This is a genomic window from Leptospira weilii serovar Ranarum str. ICFT, assembly GCF_000332415.1.
Lineage (GTDB): Bacteria > Spirochaetota > Leptospiria > Leptospirales > Leptospiraceae > Leptospira > Leptospira weilii_A.
Genome location: NZ_AOHC02000012.1, coordinates 84,283 through 102,439, shown reverse-complemented (window position 1 = coordinate 102,439; position 18,157 = coordinate 84,283). Strand labels below are relative to the sequence as shown.

Sequence of the window (18,157 nt, the reverse complement as noted above, 5' to 3'; positions counted from 1 at the left end):
AGAAAATGAAATTAGCAAAACCATTGGCAATTTGTACACCAAGAAGAACTCCTTTTGCTCAGATCGCGAAAGCGTTAGGACCTTACCCTGGACATCACCTGGGGAAAATAGTCGCGGAAGATATTCTCGCTAAAAGCAAACTGAAACCGTCTCAAATCGACGGGGTAGTTGTGGGAGAAGGATTCAGCAACGCGCCTAACTCCGCAAGAGTGATCGCGAACCTGGTCGGAATGAGAGACGAGATCGCTTGTATCACAGTCGCAAACAATTGTGTTTCCGGAATGGAAGCGGTTGCGGAAGCGGCTCGTAGGATCGTTCTCGGAGAAGGCGAAGTGTTTCTCGCGATCGGCGAAGAATCTCAAACCTCCATGCCTTTTATCGTTAAAGGCGCCCGTTTGAACAAAAAAGCGGGATCTCTCGACAAACTCAAAAAACTACTTCCGGACAATCTACCGGAAGGAGTTGAACTGAGAGATACTCTGGAAGACGGACTCGGAGACGGTGAAACTTCTTACGGCATGCAAGTGACTGCGGAAATCGTAGCGCAGAATTACGCTCTTTCCCGCGAAGTCCAAGACAAAGTCGCTTTCGAATCTTTCAAAAGAGCATTAGAAGCTTCTAAAGCTGGAAGATATGCACCTTACATCATCCCGATGAAAGACGACGAAGGAAACGAACTTACCATCGACGAAGCGGTGGGTCTGCGCGAAGGTTTGGTGGAAAACCCGACTCGTATGGGACGCGCGATGCTTATGTTCGACAATCCCGGAATGAAATTCGAAGAGTTTAAAACGAAATACGCAAAGGATCTTAAAAAATCCCACGGACCTACGGTTTCCATTTTCAACGCAAGTCCTCGTTCCGACGGAGCTGCGGGTGTGATCGTTACAACCGTAGAAAAAGCGAAAGAACTGGGACTGACGATCGAAGCCGTTATTTCCGGATGGCACATGAAGGGTGTTCATCCGAACAATATGGGAATCGGACAAGCCGTCGCCACCGAAGCGTTGTTAGTCGATGTAGGTCTTAAAATGCAAGACATTGATTACGTGGAAATCCACGAAGCGTTTGCGGCGACCGCGGTCGGGGCCCTGGAACAAATCAAAATGGATACGGGTTGGGATTGGGAAAAATCTTTCGACGCCAAAAAAATCAATCCGAACGGCGGATCCATTGCGATCGGTCACCCGTTCGGCGCGACCGGAATCCGTTTGATTGCAAACGCGATCATGGACTTAAAGGAAGATCCTTCCGCCAACAAAGTGGTGATTACCGCTTGTGCTCACGGCGGGATCGCCGGTTCCATGTTGATTGAAAGATACAAAGGTTAATTAGAACTTTAGATTTTTCTAAAGTGAAAATCGACCCCGTTTTTTCTAAAAGAAAAACGGAAATTCAAAAACCCCGGTTTGATATCGGGGTTTTTGATTTGAAGTCCGCGACAATCACAAAGCGGTTCCTTACTAAGAGTCGTCAGTACTCTTAGTAACGCGAGTTCGATGGTTGAAAATTTGGGCGAATCCAGCCCCGGCGCTGCGATCCATAGAGAGCGGTGCCGCTCCAGTTTTTGGGCTGGACCTATCTCGCGAAGCGAGATTGAGTTTTTTTAGTTTCGCTCTGATCAACAAATTGATGGATCGATCGAAAAACGGTTTTCTTTCGTCATTTCAATTTGTTGATCTCGCTTCAATCGCTTTCGCATTGGATACGCCGAACTCACGTTAAGTAATAAAGAGCGGAACCAATTTTACTTTTTGATTCTTCAATAAAAATTCTCTATTTATAAACCGCCGTTAATTCAATCCGAATGCGTCCAATCCGCGAATATCTTTGATTTTATCGTTTGAGTTTTGTTGTACTGAAAAAGATTCGTCCCCAATTCGCGTAAAGAAAGGATTCGCGAAGGATAAAAGTTTTAAACTTGATTATCATTTCGTATAAAACGATTTCGATTTGATCTTTTTTCTACTTGCGTAAACCAAAGATCCTACAATAGAATTGGGCATGCAGAATGTATTGCTTCAACCGGAAAAAGGAATCTTTATGGGTTCCGTAACCTCTACAAATTCAATCATCAAAAGTCAGGAGTTCCCGCACGGAACTTGGATCGTCGCGGAAGAACAAACCGAGGGAAGGGGAAGAAAGGATCGAACTTGGGAAGTTTTTGGGGATGAGTTTTTGATTTTTTCGGGAAAAATCGGTCTGGAGAATTTCGACGGCGGACCGGGGCTTTCCCTTTTTATAGGCACCGCCGTTTGTAAGGCGATACTTTCCGTATATCCGGAACTCACTCGGGAAATCAAAATCAAATGGCCGAACGATTTATATCGAGGAACCAAAAAGGTTGCAGGAATTCTAATAGAGTCCGAAGTGGAAGGTCCGTCCGCGACTTTAATCGTAGGGATCGGATTGAACTTGTATGGAAAAAACGAATCGATTCCCGCTCATCTTCCGGATGCGGGTTTTTTAAATACGAATCCGAATCGAGCCGGTAAAAAAAGCGAAATATTGGAAAAGCTGATACCGTTTTTGAACGAAGCGATTTTACTTTGGAAAGACGTGGAAGGAAGAAAAAAAGAACTCATTTTGTTAAACGAACTCCTGCTCTGGAAGGGACAATCCGTCAGTTATACCGAAAACGGAAAATTACAAACGGGAATATTGGAAGGACTGGGTGAAAACGGCTCTCTAATTCTAAAAACACCTTCCGGAACGAGCCTGGATTTCATTGACAGTCCGGAGGACTTCCATTCTCTAAACTAAAATGCTTTTAGTAGTCGACGTCGGCAATACGAACACTGTTTTCGGAATTTTCGAAAACGGAAACAACGTTCCCCTTTTTCACAGACGAACCGTAACCAGAAAGGACAGGACCTCCGACGAACTCGGATTGTTCTTTAGGGGATTTTTAAGAGAATTCAAAATTGAAAACGAAAAAATCACAGGCGGGATTTATTCCAGCGTTGTGCCGACGTTAAATCCGATCTTAGAGAGAATGTTCCAAGATTGGTTTAAGATCGAGGCGATTCGAGTTCATTACCAAATGAAACTCCCTTTCTCGATTTCGTATCCGAGGCCCTATGAAATCGGAGCCGATCGACTTGTAAACGCGGCGGCTTGTGTGAGCGATTTTCCCGGAAAATCCATCATCATCGATTTGGGAACCGCGACTACGTTTTGTGTTTTGAGCGAAAAACCCGAATATCTCGGAGGAGTGATCGCGCCCGGATTGAAACTTTCGATGGACGCTTTGACAAAAAACACTTCTCAACTTCCTCCGATCGTTTTTCAATCACCCGAAAAAATTTTGGGAGATTCCACGATCGAGTCGATTCAAGCCGGATTCTTTTTCGGTTGGATCGGTCTTTTAGAAGGTATCATACGTGAAATTAAAAAAGAAAAAGGCGAGGATTACCGCGTGATCGGAACCGGAGGTTTGGTGACGGTCATTGACGCCTCTCATCCGGGAATTTTCGATAAGATCGATCCTCTGTTGACCTTGCGCGGGTTGCAGATCTTACACCAAATGAATTCATAATTTAGAGATTTATGTTTTACTAATTTACTCTAAGTCGGCTTGAAAAATGCGCGTTTTTGACGTTTCTTAATTCTAAAACCTTTCTTAACTTGTGGGGTTGGTTATGATAGAGAACGAGACATTGGGACTCTTGCGTCACCCTAAACTAAAGTTTTTTCACTTTGAAGCGTATGTCGAGCGTAATGGAATCGGGAAATGCGGCTTTCAAAACCGCTTAAAAGGAATTTTCCTTTCAAACGGTTTTTGAAACGAACCGAATTCGTTTTAAAAACAATGAATTTCTAAAAACCTACAAAGTCCGCAAAATTCACTTCGCGAACCTTAAGGAGAAATTCATTGAATTTCTTTCGGGGTGACCTAAAAACTTTCACATCCATTATAGAAAGAGCGAAAGGTCTTAGGATCAATTCTAAATTAGAATCTGTCGTTTTTTGGTTTTGCAACGTTTACTTTCAAGTTGCGTGTAAGAACGTTTTTTCCGTCCAAATCCTTGATCGCTTTGTCAGCCTCGTCCTTATTGGGCATTTCGACAAAACCGAAACCTTTGGATTTTCCGGAATACTGGTCCGTGATGATTTTTACGGAATTAACGGCGCCGTGAACTCTAAAAAGATCACCTAACGTTCCTTCGTTCAGATCGTAAGAAAGATTTCCTACATAAATATTAACCGACATATTTGCCTCGTGGGGTTGTAAATTAGATCAAGTTATCTTGATTTAAAAACAGCGTTTTCCGGAACCCGGAAGTAGAAGAATTTTAGAGATGCAGAACTTAGAAATAAGAGCAAACTTTAAGATAGGACTACGTTTAGAAGTTAAAAAATCGAATGAATAACTGTAATTCTTTATCCATAATATCGGCGGAATTCTCTTTGGCAATACTAAATTTTTTGTAATGCTGATTCACAAAAAGAATTTCATAGTTGCGATAAAATAGAAACCGACATTCTCCTTAAAAGGCGGTTTTAAGCTTCCTCAAAGTAAAATCGGCGTGTTCATACCTGAATCGGACTCAAAGAAATCGGTTTCTTCCGGCATCCGAATTTGCCCGTCGAACACGACCTATCCGAACACGTTCTTTACCAAATTACGAATCGGAACGAACTTAGACGCCGTTGAATCGGTTTACATCCCCTTCTAAATGAAATGGATCGTCTTTTTTTGGTACGAGTTTTTTCTTAAATAGCGTGAGTGAACCTCGAACCCTCCCTCGTCGTGGGAACTCTTACGTTTTAGATGTTAGGGACAAGTGGGGAATTAGGAGCAGCTTATGTAAAATCCTAACCCCTGGTATCTAAAACCTCGCGACGGAAACGTGGGAACTCCCTCTGTTTGAGACTGCTATCCATGGATCATTTCTCCTTAATTTGACGGCATTACTCCCCAGCCATCGGACTCCTAAGAATTTTCCATAACTCAGTTCTTTTTGGTTGCTAAAATCCAATATATAACGAACAATGTTCACTATATATTGGCGAACGGTGTTCGCTAAGGAGAATCAAATGAAAGTGAAAAATAAAATCAGCCATTCCCCAAAAGAAACCCTTGGGGCCGTCCGGGAAACTCTGTCGGAGGAAACGTTTGCAAATCCCGCAATCAAAGGGGTCGGTTACTTTTTGAGGGATTTGTTTTTTTTCGGTCTCGCCATAACCCTTCTTTGGAACTTAGATAACTGGTACATTCTTCCTTTTTTGTGGTTTTTTGCGGGGATGACGATCGCCGCACTTTTTATCGTAGGCCACGATTGCGCTCACGAAGCGCTGTTCAAAAGTAAATTTCTTCAATATTGGATCGGACAAATTGCGATGCTCCCTTCCTTACATGCATACAATCAATGGGCCTACGGCCATAATAGAATCCATCACGGACATACGATTAAAAGACAGGGTGATTTTGTATGGCATCCGGTGACAACGGAAGAATATGCAAAATTTGGAATATTTAAAAAGTTAACGCACCGATTTTTCTGGTCGGCTTGGGGCGGCGGTTTCTACTATATGATCGAAGTCTGGCTCAAAGGAATGGTTTTGTTTACGGCTCCACTTAAGGAAGCGGGAAGAGATAAATGGATCATGCTTTCTTTCGCGTCGATTTCATCCGGTCTCGTTTTTTATTTCGGCGCTGATTCCGGTGCCGGAGTTTTCAATGTCGGAGCTGGGTTGTGGATGTTCACCAAGGTTTGTTTGATACCTTTTATCGCATGGAATTATTTTATGGGAATTACGGTCTACGTTCACCACATTCATTCCGAAATCCCATGGAAGACAAAAGAGGAATGGACTCCGTTTTACGGACAGATGAAAGGAACCGTCAACTATCACATCAATCCTGTCATGAATTTTTTCTTTCATAACATTTTCATTCATATGCCGCATCATGTTCATATGAAAATTCCGTTTTACAATCTGAAACACGCCCTGAATGAAATCAAGACGGTTTACGGGGATAATATTTCCGAAAGAGATACGATTTTCGGGGACTACATTCAATCCACTTCTCGCTGTAAGGTGATCGATTCGAAAACCGGCCAATGGATGACTTATGGAGAAGCCCGAACCGTAACTGCGAAAAAGAAACAATTGGAGACCGTTTCCGCATAAAGATTTTGTTGTGAAAAATTCTCGAGTGCGTTCGGCGACTCAAATCCGACGCTTCGGGATTTTGGTTTTGAGTTTGTCCGCCAACCGTCCGATTTTATCGGAATGGCCGCAAATCTCTGCGATTGTTTTGAGTTTTGGAACAGGCTCTGATTAAATTAACGTGAGTTTGGCGGTTATTGTATGTTCTGCCAAGTTATGTATGTAAACTCCTAACCCCCTGACTAAACTTTCTCCACTTGAAATGTGGGAACTCTTACAAATGAAACGAAAGTGGCTTCTTCCGGCAAAACGAGCCGATTCCTGGTTTTTTCGGATTGAGATCTAAATTGTTTTTTTTAAAAAATAGAATTTTAAATCAAGGAAGGAATGTTTCCGGGTGAATTGTTTTCACCCGGAAAAATGGAATTACATGTTCAAGAAGGATGCGATAATCGTCCAAATTCCAACTGCGATTCCAATAATTCCCAACCTACCTTGGATGGGAGCCAATTTTGCTAGGAGTTCCGCCCCTTTTTTCTTTGCTTCTTCGTTCTTAGAAAGAACATAAGTAGAAATAGTGCCGAATCCTAGGATAAACCCGAGAATTGCTTGCATGATGTTTCCTGCAAGAAGAGTTACCCAGTAAATAGGCCAAGTAGAAATCATTCCGAGTCCGAGAATTCCGGAAAAGATGACTCCGTAAATTCCATAGAAGCAGAACACCAAACCGATCCAACCTTGATAAGGCGAGATCTTCGCGAGCAATTCTTTTGCGTCTGGTCTTTTTGCCAAAAGCAGGGATGGCACAGCAAGGATACTGAGCACAATAAGCGCAATTCCGTAAAACATTTGTTTCTCCTGTTGAAATTAAATTAGATCCAATATCTGATTAGTTTTGTTTTTCTAAAAAGATTGTATGTATCTACAGATCGGTTAACTCTTTGGAAAGTAATTTTTTGCTCGTTTTTTAGTTTTTACTTCTGATTTGATAAAAAAATGCTCGAAGGATATTTTTACATATCCGGCGCTTTTCCGAAATTTAAATACTCTTTCCGATTGAACTTTAAGAAATTGGAATCATTTTTTTATGATCCCGCTCAAAGCGCTCAATGAATTTATAATAAGATGAATCGTATATAATTCAAAATATTTGTTATTCCTGCGTGAGTTTACTGAAATGGAACTGATTTATTTTTGGTCAATTGAACTACCTTCGTTTGATACCACCTCTTTATCCGAAAAAGGTTTTTTGTACTCAAATGGCTTCGTTTTTCCGAGTCGTCTAAGTAGTAACATTCAACCTAAATTCGATCCCCTTTTTAGGGTTTCTTTGTCGTCCGAGGAACTTCTTTGGAAACGATAGGAGTTCCCGCGTTTTAGGAATCAGTGAATCGATGTCAGATGTAGAAGTTTTTTCGATTTTATCTATAACGTCACGAAAAGATTGGAGTTTACCGTTCGATTGAAATTTGCAGGAGTTCCCACAATTTTCCATATGGATTGTCGCTTATCTTGCTCGTAAAAGATCAACTTTTCGGATGAATTGACTCCCGAATTTTTACCCTTGACCGACAAATGAACTCGACCAGATTGGTTGAAAACGACTTTAAAACAAGGCCGGATCGATATGTACGCTATTATTTCAGTTGGAAACAGACAATACAAGGTAACCCAGGATCAGGAATTTCTGACCGAAAAAACCGGCAAAAACGCGGGCGAATCCTTTGACGCAAAAGTTCTTCTTTTCTCGGAATCCAGCAATAAAGTTCATATCGGCCAACCCGAGCTCAAGACCGCTCGCGTTTCCCTGAAAGTTCTCGAAGACGTAAAAGGTGATAAAATTCACGCTTACGTCTACAAAAGAAGAAAGAACTATCAGAAGGCTTGGGGCCACAGACAACAGCTCCAAAAAGTGAAGGTTGTTTCTCTTTCTGCGGTTTGATCCGAATTCGGATTACTCGGTTCGGAGAATTTTATTCTTCCTTGGAAAGCGAGGGCCATTCCCCGGTTTCTCTTGGAAAAAAAGGCGAGAATCTTCTCTGCTCTGCCGTTTCGGTTCTGGTCCAGACTCTGTATCTGCACCTCTTACAATCCGGCAAAGTAAAACCGGCGGAAATCGCCGACGGTTATCTGCGGTTTGAAGTTCTCGGCCAAGACGTATTGATACAAAATAGCTTTGATTTGATACTTTCGGGTTTAAAAAACCTGAAAGATCAATATCCGAAAGAAATTGAACTGATAGGAGATTAGAAAATGGCACATAAAAAAGGCGGCGGATCCTCTAAAAACGGCCGGGATTCAAATTCCCAGAGACTCGGAGTAAAACGTTTCGGAGGAGAATCGGTTCTCGCCGGTAACATTCTCGTCCGCCAAAGAGGAACGAAGTTCCGCCCCGGCAATAACGTCGGACTCGGTAAAGATCATACTCTTTTTGCTCTCGTTCACGGGAAAGTAAAGTTCGAGATGGTTTCCAAGTTGAAAATGCAGGTTTCCGTTTACCCGGAATAACCCCTCATATTCAAACTCAAACCGGATGAACCGCAGTCTCCTGCCCGTTTCCTGGGTCCGGACTCTGCGGTTTTTTGTTTTTAAATCAATTTAAGAATTTAGAATATTCAAAAAGTATGGAATCCTTTGTAGACGAAATCGCCATCGAAGTTTACGCCGGACACGGCGGAGCCGGTTCCGTACATTTTCGCAGAGAAAAGTATGTGGAGTTCGGCGGTCCGGACGGGGGCGACGGCGGCATCGGAGGAAATATCATCCTTCGTCCCAATCTTTCCATGTATACCTTGGATAAATATCTTTCGAAACGAAAGTTCAAAGCCGAAGCGGGATTTCCGGGAGTCGGCGACAATTGCTCCGGAAAAAAAGGAGAGGACTTAATTCTTTTTGTTCCTCTTGGAACTCAAATTTATGACGAAGAAACCGGAGATCTTCTCTTCGACTTTGTTTCCGACACACAGGAATTTGTCGTGGTTCGAGGCGGGCGCGGCGGAAAAGGGAACACTCATTTTAAATCCTCCACCAATCAAACCCCGCGTTTTGCACAACCCGGCGAGGAAGGAGAATATAAATTCTTACGTCTTTCTCTCAAACTTTTAGCGGACGTCGGAATCGTTGGTCTTCCGAATGCGGGCAAGTCGACCTTGATTTCTAAAATCACCGATGCACATCCTAAAATTGCGGGTTACGCTTTTACTACACTTTCTCCAAACCTCGGAGTTGTTAAACGAAGAGGGGATATATTTCGTTTTACGATCGCGGACATTCCGGGAATCATCGAAGGCGCGAGTATGGGAATCGGACTCGGCCTTTCTTTTCTACGTCACATCGAACGTGTAAAAGGAATTTTGTATCTCTTTGACGCTTCTTCTCTGGATATCGAAGAGGATTTGAAGATGCTTCGGAACGAACTTTCCACCTACAATCCGGAATTATTAAACCGACCTTATTTGATTGTGTTGAATAAGATCGACGTTTGGGACGATCCCGAATTTACAAAGGACGTGATCTCTAAAGTTTCTCATCTGGGAAAAGTGGTCGCCATTTCCGCGGATCAAGAGACCAACTTGGAAGAACTTTTAGAAAGTATGGACCAAACTTTTTTTAAGAAGGAAATCGAAATGGTTCTTAAATCGACAAAAGAATCAAAATCAGTCTCTTCGAGTGAGTCCGATATTTTAGATTTTTTTGAAGACTCGAAGGAAGTTAAGGAATGAGATTCTACTTTGTAGAATTTTTTTTCTTTGGAGGTTGTTCCAAGACATTGAAACGCAGAAACGGGTTTTGTAAAAATAGATTCAAAAAAACTTTCCCAACTAAAACCGACTGATAGGAAATAATGGAACGAATATGGAACGAAATTCACTCTCTGAAAAAATCCGTTCCGCGGAGATGATCGTAATCAAGGTCGGTTCCGCGAGATTGTCCGGCCCGTCGTCGGATGTGAACGATTTTCTCTTTCAATTGGTAAGCGACATCCGTCATCTCCGGGATCTCGGTAAAAAAGTGATCTTAGTTTCCTCCGGTGCGATCGCTCGGGGTAGGCTTTTGTTAAGCGAACTCCCGTCTTCGATTTCTTCCGGAGATTCCCTTTCCGAAAAACAGGCGTTAGCTGCCATGGGCCAGAACAGGCTCGTCAATCTCTACGATAGTTTTTTTTCAAAGGTGAACTTGAGTATCGCCCAGATACTTTTCGGAGTTTTGGATATAGAGTCCAAAGAAGGTTATAAAAATCTGAAGAACACGTTCACTCAACTTTTGGAATGGGGAATTCTTCCCGTCGTCAACGAAAACGATTCGGTGGCAACCGAAGAAGTCAAGTTCGGAGACAACGATATGCTTTCCGCGCTTGTAAGTTTGATCGTCGGCGCGGATCTGCTGATCATTCTCACGGGAGTGGACGGTTTTCTCAAAGAAGAGAAAACGATTCCTTTTTTAGAAAAAATTTCCAAAGAAAATTTGAACCTCGCAGGCGGTCCGAGCGGTCCCGGAACGGGCGGAATGTTCACCAAACTCAAATCGGCCGGTTTGTTGTCGGAAGCCGGAGTTCCGACCGCGATCTTAAACGGTACAAAGATGCACGTCATCCGGGAATTTTTGGAAAAGAATTCCGTCGGAACGTTAGTTGCTCCTTCCGGAAACCGCGTTTTTTCCGAGGAAGACGTAAAGGAAATCATTCGTAAAAATCGAAACGGAAACGGAGGAGATAATATATGAAAGAAGTTGAATATGTAGAGGATCTATGTTCTCGCGCCAAAAAAGCCTCCAGAACCCTGAAACAACTTTCATCCTCCAAAAAAAATAAGATTCTTTCGGATCTGGCTGATCTATTAGAAAAACGTAAATCTGAAATTCTTTCCGCAAACGAATCGGATTTGAAGGACGGCAAGGAAAAGAATCTTTCTTCCGCTTTGATGGATCGTCTTCTTTTAAACGAAAAACGAATCGGCGCAATGGCTTCCGCGGTTCGAGAAATCGCCTCTTTTCCCGATCCTGTCGGAGAGGTTACGAGAGGTTTGACTCTTCCGAACGGTCTCGAACTTGTCACAAAAAGAGTTCCTCTCGGAGTTGTTATGGTCATCTACGAATCTCGTCCGAACGTAACGATCGACGTGGGCGCTCTTTCTTTCAAATCGGGGAACGCATGTATTCTCAGAGGGGGAAGCGAAGCGTTTCATTCCAACGCCATTTTAGTAAAACTATTTCATGAAATTCTAAATAAGGAAGGAATAGACGCGGGCGCAGTCACTTTCGTGGACAAAACGGATCGTTCTTTTATGCTTCCTTTCTTTCAACAGACTTCTTCGATCGATATCGTAGTTCCAAGAGGCGGAGAAGGGCTCATCAAGTTCGTAAGCGAACATTCCAAAATTCCGGTCGTCAAACACGACAAAGGCGTTTGTAATCTTTACATCGACCAGGATGCCGATCCGGCAAAGGTTGTTCCGATCGTAATCAATTCCAAGGTGCAAAGACCGGGGGTTTGCAACGCTACGGAGAATTTGATTCTTCACAACGGTTATCCTTTTCGAAAAGAATTGTTGGAAGCTCTTGCCAAAGAAGGTGTGGAACTTTTACTCGATCCTTCCGCGCTTTTCCTTTTCCCAAAAGGAAAAGCCGTCAAAGAAACAGACTATTTGGAAGAGTTCTTAGATTTGAGACTTTCGGTAAAAACGGTTTCTTCTTTGGAAGAGGCTCTGGCCTTTATCGAAAAAACTTCTTCGGGTCATACGGAAGCGATCGTCACGGAGGATCTAAACACGGCTAAAATTTTTACGAACTCTTTGGATTCCGCCGCGTTGTTTATCAATTGTTCCACTCGTTTTCACGACGGAGGAGAATTCGGACTCGGCGCGGAAGTCGGGATTTCCACCGGTAAGTTGCACGTCCGCGGACCTATGGGTTTGGTTCATCTTACCACTACGACTACGTACGTGACCGGAAACGGACAAGTTCGGGGATAATCCTTTGGCCGCGGACCTCACCGGAATTTTCGGGGGAAGTTTTGATCCTCCCCACGAAGGACATTCAGGAATCTTAAAGTCTTTTTTTCGAGAAGTTCCCGATTGTAAAGAGGTTTTTTTGATTCCGAATCGTCAAAATCCCCTCAAAGGGGAAAAACTTTCTCCATCCGAAAATATATTAGAAATGTTGAATTTATTTGTTTCCGAATTTTCGGAATCGATTCGAATTCTGGATTTGGAATTGAACCGCAGCGGTCCGAGTTTTACGATCCAAACACTTCAAGAACTTAAGAATCTTTATCCGAATCGGGATTTTGTTCTTTTGATCGGAGAAGATAATTATTCCAATTTTCATAAATGGAATCATTACGAAAAAATTCTGGATGAGGTTCGAAATGTTTTTGTCTTTCGAAGGCTTTCGGAAGTAGTTCCCCTGAATCGCCATCTTTCCTCTCAATTTCAATTTCAATTTTTGAAAAATCCCTTAATTTCCGTTAGTTCCACGGATTTGAGAAAATCTTTCTTTCGATCCACGATTCCGGATCGAATTTCAAAAAACGTTTTGGATTATATCTTAAAAAACAAACTTTATGGGCGGGTCAGGGATTAGATTCTATTGGATAGAAATCAGCGCTCAGTTACATCTTCAGGATATAAATTGAATCTTTTCGATTCTAAATTTAACTTCATAAAAAACCGATTTAAAGTAAAATAGAAATTACTGTGAGTATTTTTGAAAGTCGGAGTTTGAATCCAAAAATAAATAATTCATATGATAAAGTGGAGATTTTTTTTCAAGCTCCTTGTTGTTAAAATAGGAAGGAACGGGCAAATGTATGTATAAATATCTAATACCTTTTTTTATTTTCCCTCTTTTCTTTTGTGCAAAACCCCCGGACAAACCGGATCCTCCCTATGTTGTGTTGCAATATTTACAGAACATAAATTCTACCCAAGAGCAAGAAGGAAACAATTCTGTCGACGATCTTCAATGTGATGCGGCCGGAAATTTCAATTCGGGAGCCCTTTTTGATACGGGTCAGACTCTTTGTTGGGATGGGCTTGGAATCGTTCGGGATTGTGCGACGTTGTTACCTGGCGCGGATGGAGATTTTAATAATATTCCGAACGCTCGTACCTTTACCGGTCCGACCCAACACTGTCGGTTTCCTGCGGATTATACGACCCTGGATACGTTACACGGACTTACATGGAACTGCGCTCAGGGTCAATCCGGCGCCAATTGTTTTGCAGGTGGGGTGGGTCCGACTGCAATGAGTTGGACCAACGCTAACGCCGGACTTCCTGGAAGTTGTTCCGCCTTAAACGGACTCAACGGTGGACAGGGTTATGCCGGTAAAACCAATTGGAGAATTCCTACGGTAAGAGAGCTGGCCTCGTTGATACATTATTCGAACAACCCACACGTCGATCTCGCGTCGTTCCCGAATACGTTTTCGGGAATCAATTACATGACAAATACACCCGCAGCCAAGTTGCCCGGTTCGAATTGGGCGGTGAGTTTTGCGACTGCGACCTTAGGGTTGAATACTCAATTACAAGGAGCTCTTCTCAATCTTCGATGTGTTTCCGGGAATCCGATTCCTGCGTTTTCTTTTGTGGATAATTTAGACGGGACGATTCGGGATCTAAATACGGGCCTCCTCTGGGCTAAGTGTACGGATGGACAAACCGGCTTAGGGTGTGCGGGTGGTACTCCTCCGAACGCTTTGGATTGGAATCAGGCGCGAGGTGCGTGTAACGCTATGAATTTAACGGGAAGAGTGTGGAGGTTGCCGAATGCGAACGAACTCTTGAGTATAGTCGATTTCACTAATGCCAATCCTATGGTTCCCGCGATCGATACCACCTTTTTTCCGAATACTTCAAATGCTCAGTATTGGACATCTACGACATATGATAACAATAAGAGTTTTGCAGTGAATATCTTTTTCGTAGACGGTACCATGACGGGAAGCGATAAATCTAGCGGGATACGAGCTCGTTGTGTGACTACGTTTTGATACGTAGAAATGTTTTTGGCGATTGATTTTAGAACTTGTCCCAAAACTAGTAGATTGTTTCTCAATTCCAGCTTATCTCAAGTTCTATCAAAGTTTTGGGACAGGCTCGTAATATCAGAAATCAACCTTTGTTAAAATCCAATCGCTCTATTAGAAAAACGTAACGGAAGCCTAAAATGTCTGAGTTTTTGATCGTTCTGATTCCAAAAGTCCTTTTCAACTTGTGGATTGGTTAGAATACTGAGCGTCCTTCCTTAAGGTTCGGTTTTTAAATCTCGTTCGTTTTATTTCCAACGTTCCAAAACCCTTTTTTTTCTGGGTAGCATTTTCAAAAAAACATCCGCATTACAAATTCTTGTAATAGCAAATCAAAAAATTATTTCTCATTTATTATTGAATTTGTGGGTTGCTGTAAATAATATAGTACAGAAGGTTTTTAGGGGAAGGATTATGGAAAAAAAAACCAACGAGATGAAACTTTCGATTGAAAACATTTCCTCTGCAGGGACTCTTCCCGGTCCGGCGGTTATCATTCAAATTGAGGGAGACATCAATCTATTCTCCGCCAAAGCGTTAAAAGACGCGTTCAACGAAGCCATCGAAAAAAAAATTTATATTCTTCTCATAGACCTTTCGGGTGTACGCACTATGGACTCTTCCGGAATCGCCACCTTTATCGGAGCTCAGAATCGATTGAGCAAAATTCCGTGCGCCGGACTCGCTCTCTACTCACTGACTCCGCAGATTGAAAAAATGCTCGAACTCACGAGGCTCAAGGCCCTTTTCCGTACAGCTTCCGATCTTTCCGAAGCGATTCGAATCTTCAGCATATAATTTCAGTTTCATAATCTTACCGAGGAGCGGTGTGCGGGAACTCCCACGTTTTTGCGGTTAGACAGGGCCAATCTGTCCGCTGAAATAGAACACCTAACAGCGATAAGGTTTGGATTTTAAAATCTTAAAGTAACGTGAGTTCGGTATAACCAATGCGAAAGCGATTATTACTTGCGACCAATCGAACGACCCGGGTAACTAAAGTGGCACTGCTCCCTAAGGGTCGCAGCACCAGAGAGTGAGTTTAGGAAGGCAGCACTCGAGTTTCTGATTCGCGCAAACTTTCAACCGTCGAACTCACGTTAAAATACACAACTTCGGACTGCGACAAAAGAGGATTTGTTTCGATAAGAAACGAGTGGAGGAAACTTTCTCATCTATCTTCCGGCTTGAAGTTGGTTTTGAACAAACCGGAAGGATTCGATTTTCTTAAATCGCTGCGTTGGCGGCGGCGAGCGCCGCGGTATAATTCGGTTCCGATGTGATTTCGGGAACAAGTTCCACATAACGCACCGTATCCGATTTATCCACGACAAAGACCGCTCTTGCGGAAAGTCCTTTGAGCGGACCGTCTGCGATATGGGTTCCGTAGGCTTTTGAAAATGAAAAATCCCTGTATTGGGATCCGGTTACGAGGTTGGGAGAATTGATTCCTTCCGTAGAACAAAAACGACCCATTGCAAAGGGAAGGTCGCCGGAGATGACCAAGGTCGCGATGTCCGACAGTCCGGCCGCTTTTTCGTTGAACACTTTCGTTTCAAGCGCACAAACGGACGTATCCAAACTCGGAACCGCAAGAAGAATTTTTACCTTTCCCGCGTAGTCTTTGAGATTGAATTCGGAAAGATCTTGTTTGATCGCTTTGAAGTCGGGAGCTTTTTCTCCCGGAGCGGGAATTTTTCCTTCGAGCGGTACCGGGTTACCTTTCAATGTGACTTGTGCCATTTGAGTTTTTCCTTGATAGATTAGATTTTAAGAATATACGAGAAGGGCCATTCTAAATAAACGAGTGTGGCTTAGGAAGCAGGATTTTCCTTAATTTTACACGCTTCGAAATTTTATGTCCGAATCCGATCCGATTTTTTACAAAACGATGTTTTCGAGACCGTTCAATCCTGCGTTGTATTGAGTTCAAAAAAACTCTGCGCTTTAGTTCAAGCGCGATCCAGCTCTTGTATGCAAGGACTAGATTCACCCGGATTTTCAACCGTTAGGTTTATCGGATTGCACTGAAAAATCGCTTGTAAAACAAAACAGGTTCTATACAAGTTGGTGGCAGAACTCATTTTATGAATCTCAATCGTGTAACAATACAAGGTTCTCTCAACATCCTACGGGTGTGGCTCGTGCTTGTGGTGGTCGTCCGACCACCGGGACCCCGCTTTACGCTGTAGAGATTTACTTCAGGCGCAATCCTAAGAAAAGCCTCCTCCGGTGTAAAGCCGGGGGAGGCTTTTTTGTTTTAAGGCGTTTGTTTGAAATGAATCGTTCCATCAAAAGTTTATGCAAGGAAGTGAGATATGAATCTAAACGGAGCCGAACTCATCGTTCGATTTTTAGAATTTGCCGGAATCGAAATCGTGGCCGGAATTCCCGGAGGAGCGAGCCTTCCCATCTATGACGCGTTATACGGAAGTAAGATCCGTCATATTCTCGCGAGACACGAACAGGGCGCCGGTTTTATCGCGGGTGGAATGGCGAGAACGACCGGAAAACCCGCCGTTTGTATCGCGTCTTCCGGGCCGGGAGTTACGAACTTAATCACAGCGATCGCGGACGCGAAGATGGATTCGATTCCGTTGATTGCGATCACCGGTCAGGTTCCGGTTTCCATGATCGGCACCGACGCCTTCCAAGAAATCGACACCCTGAGTTTATCCGTTCCCGTAACAAAAAGAAGTTATCTCGTAAAAGACGTTGCGGATCTGATCGTTACTCTTCCGCAAGCTTGGAAGACCGCGATCGAAGGACGTCCTGGACCGGTTTGGATCGACGTCCCCAAGGATGTGGCCTCCGCTAAAATTTCATGGGACGAACAAAAAGAAAAAGAATTTTGGAATATTCAAAAAGAAGAATTTATATCGAAGATCGATACGAGATGGATGGAACGTTTTCGAGAATTGTTATCCCAAGCCGCAAAACCCGTATTTTACATCGGAGGAGGGTTGAATCGTCCTTTATCTTCGGAGTTGTTCGGAATGTTCAGGGAAAAACTGAACTTCCCGACGGTTTCCACATTGATGGGATTGGGAATTTGCAAGGATGAATATCCTCGTTTTTTAGGAATGCTCGGGATGCACGGTTCCAGAGCGACCAACCTCGTTTTGGAAGAGGCCGACTTATTAATCGCACTCGGGGTTCGTTTTGACGATCGTGCCACCGGAAAATTAAACGAGTTTTGTCCGAACGCGAAAATCGTTCATGTGGACATCGACGCCACTGAAATCGGTAAATTAAAAAATCCTAATCTTTATCTGAAACACGATGTGGAAGTTTTTTTAACGCAGGTCTTGGACGAGGAATTTTCTTCCGAACACGCGGCTACGGAAGAATGGTTGGAGCGGGTACAAACTCTCAAAACTGTTTACGGACTTCCTATGCCCGAGGGAGCGGACGTTTTACATCCGTTTTCGATCATACGCAGCGTAGCGGAAATCTTAGGAGATCGCGCGATCGTTACCACGGACGTGGGTCAACACCAGATGTGGGCGGCTCAGTATTTTCCGTTTCGAAATCAAGGATCTCTTTTGACTTCCGGCGGGCTCGGGACGATGGGATTCGGTTTGCCGACTGCGATCGGAGCCGCTTTGGTCTCTCCGGAAAAAAGGATCGTTTGTATTTCCGGCGACGGATCCATTTTGATGAATATTCAAGAGTTGGATACTCTTCGGGAACTGGATCTCGACGTAACGATTCTTTTGATGAATAACGGACATCTCGGTTTGGTGAGACAACAACAGGAACTGTTTTTCTCGTCCAAATTCTCCGCGTCCCGATTTGTACATTCTACGGACTTTACAAAAATTGCATCTTCTTTCGGGATTCCTTCTTTCGAGCTAAGGGAAGAATTTTTTCCGCTAAAAGTTTTGGAAGAAGCCCTAAATCGAAAAGGGCCGTCTTTTGTAGTTTTGCAGGTCGCGCCGGAGTTACACGTCCTTCCGATGGTGCCGCCGGGAAAAGCGAATCGAGAAATGATTTATTAGAATATTAGAA

Annotated in this window: 16 protein-coding genes and 2 pseudogenes; 14 read left to right on the top strand and 4 right to left on the bottom strand. The window is 43.3% G+C overall.

All coding sequences use genetic code 11. The features are described from left to right. Window positions 1-5 precede the first annotated feature (5 nt). The 3 genes from LEP1GSC060_RS01715 (at window position 6) to LEP1GSC060_RS01705 (ending at window position 3,538) form a co-directional block, all read left to right on the top strand. Window positions 6-1,331: a thiolase family protein gene (locus tag LEP1GSC060_RS01715; protein ID WP_002994879.1), complete on the top strand. Its 1,326-nt coding sequence runs from the start codon at window positions 6-8 to the stop codon at window positions 1,329-1,331. 673 nt (window positions 1,332-2,004) lie between these two features. Continuing rightward, the gene (locus LEP1GSC060_RS01710) at window positions 2,005-2,763 is read left to right on the top strand and encodes a biotin--[acetyl-CoA-carboxylase] ligase (protein WP_002995174.1); all 759 of its coding nucleotides are present in this window, start codon (window positions 2,005-2,007) and stop codon (window positions 2,761-2,763) included. 1 nt (window position 2,764) lies between these two features. Then, entirely contained in the window at window positions 2,765-3,538 is a 774-nt protein-coding gene (locus tag LEP1GSC060_RS01705; RefSeq protein WP_002995152.1) for a type III pantothenate kinase, read from the top strand. Window positions 3,539-3,952: 414 nt separating this feature from the next. Here LEP1GSC060_RS01705 and LEP1GSC060_RS01700 read toward each other — a convergent pair whose 3' ends face one another. Then, on the bottom strand, window positions 3,953-4,213 hold the full coding sequence (locus LEP1GSC060_RS01700) for an RNA recognition motif domain-containing protein (protein ID WP_002995161.1): 261 nt from the start codon (window positions 4,211-4,213) through the stop codon (window positions 3,953-3,955). Window positions 4,214-4,245: 32 nt separating this feature from the next. Next, a pseudogene (locus LEP1GSC060_RS19155) lies at window positions 4,246-4,426 on the bottom strand (hypothetical protein); the annotation flags it as partial. Window positions 4,427-5,040: 614 nt separating this feature from the next. On the opposite strand from LEP1GSC060_RS19155, the gene LEP1GSC060_RS01695 reads away from it, so the two are divergent. Further along, complete coding sequence (locus tag LEP1GSC060_RS01695) at window positions 5,041-6,138, top strand: fatty acid desaturase (RefSeq protein WP_002995079.1); 1,098 nt, start codon at window positions 5,041-5,043, stop codon at window positions 6,136-6,138. Between the two features lie 405 nt (window positions 6,139-6,543). Here the strand turns inward: LEP1GSC060_RS01695 and LEP1GSC060_RS01690 are convergent, their stop codons facing one another. Next, window positions 6,544-6,966 carry a hypothetical protein gene (locus LEP1GSC060_RS01690; protein WP_002995400.1) on the bottom strand — a complete coding sequence of 141 codons (423 nt, stop codon included), beginning with the start codon at window positions 6,964-6,966 and terminating at the stop codon, window positions 6,544-6,546. A gap of 778 nt (window positions 6,967-7,744) precedes the next feature. Here LEP1GSC060_RS01690 and rplU point away from each other — a divergent pair. The 9 genes and pseudogenes from rplU (at window position 7,745) to LEP1GSC060_RS01640 (ending at window position 14,944) form a co-directional block, all read left to right on the top strand. Further along, the gene (gene rplU, locus LEP1GSC060_RS01680; protein ID WP_020774487.1) at window positions 7,745-8,059 is read left to right on the top strand and encodes a 50S ribosomal protein L21; all 315 of its coding nucleotides are present in this window, start codon (window positions 7,745-7,747) and stop codon (window positions 8,057-8,059) included. Further along, window positions 8,056-8,381, top strand: a pseudogene (locus LEP1GSC060_RS01675) (ribosomal-processing cysteine protease Prp). The gene rplU and the pseudogene LEP1GSC060_RS01675 overlap by 4 nt, the downstream one beginning before the upstream one ends. Next, window positions 8,371-8,625 carry a 50S ribosomal protein L27 gene (gene rpmA / locus LEP1GSC060_RS01670; protein WP_002629808.1) on the top strand — a complete coding sequence of 85 codons (255 nt, stop codon included), beginning with the start codon at window positions 8,371-8,373 and terminating at the stop codon, window positions 8,623-8,625. The pseudogene LEP1GSC060_RS01675 and the gene rpmA overlap by 11 nt, the downstream one beginning before the upstream one ends. A 116-nt stretch (window positions 8,626-8,741) precedes the next feature. After that, window positions 8,742-9,839, top strand: coding sequence for a GTPase ObgE (obgE, locus tag LEP1GSC060_RS01665; RefSeq protein WP_036095186.1), 1,098 nt, complete (start codon window positions 8,742-8,744; stop codon window positions 9,837-9,839). A 133-nt stretch (window positions 9,840-9,972) separates the two neighbouring features. After that, on the top strand, window positions 9,973-10,839 hold the full coding sequence (proB, locus tag LEP1GSC060_RS01660; RefSeq protein WP_002995335.1) for a glutamate 5-kinase: 867 nt from the start codon (window positions 9,973-9,975) through the stop codon (window positions 10,837-10,839). After that, window positions 10,836-12,086 carry a glutamate-5-semialdehyde dehydrogenase gene (locus LEP1GSC060_RS01655; protein ID WP_002995129.1) on the top strand — a complete coding sequence of 417 codons (1,251 nt, stop codon included), beginning with the start codon at window positions 10,836-10,838 and terminating at the stop codon, window positions 12,084-12,086. The genes proB and LEP1GSC060_RS01655 overlap by 4 nt, the downstream gene beginning before the upstream one ends. A gap of 4 nt (window positions 12,087-12,090) precedes the next feature. Continuing rightward, entirely contained in the window at window positions 12,091-12,696 is a 606-nt protein-coding gene (nadD, locus tag LEP1GSC060_RS01650) for a nicotinate (nicotinamide) nucleotide adenylyltransferase (RefSeq protein WP_002995121.1), read from the top strand. 226 nt (window positions 12,697-12,922) lie between these two features. Then, a complete protein-coding gene (locus tag LEP1GSC060_RS01645; RefSeq protein ID WP_002995145.1) occupies window positions 12,923-14,110 on the top strand; it encodes an Lcl C-terminal domain-containing protein in 1,188 nt (395 codons plus the stop codon). Between the two features lie 450 nt (window positions 14,111-14,560). Next, the gene (locus LEP1GSC060_RS01640) at window positions 14,561-14,944 is read left to right on the top strand and encodes an STAS domain-containing protein (protein ID WP_002995217.1); all 384 of its coding nucleotides are present in this window, start codon (window positions 14,561-14,563) and stop codon (window positions 14,942-14,944) included. Between the two features lie 429 nt (window positions 14,945-15,373). On the opposite strand, the gene tpx is transcribed toward LEP1GSC060_RS01640, so the two are convergent. After that, entirely contained in the window at window positions 15,374-15,889 is a 516-nt protein-coding gene (tpx, locus tag LEP1GSC060_RS01635; protein WP_002995403.1) for a thiol peroxidase, read from the bottom strand. A 575-nt stretch (window positions 15,890-16,464) separates the two neighbouring features. Here tpx and ilvB point away from each other — a divergent pair. After that, window positions 16,465-18,147 (top strand): biosynthetic-type acetolactate synthase large subunit, encoded by a 1,683-nt coding sequence (ilvB, locus tag LEP1GSC060_RS01630; RefSeq protein WP_002994846.1) that lies wholly within the window; start codon window positions 16,465-16,467, stop codon window positions 18,145-18,147. Window positions 18,148-18,157: the final 10 nt, after the last annotated feature.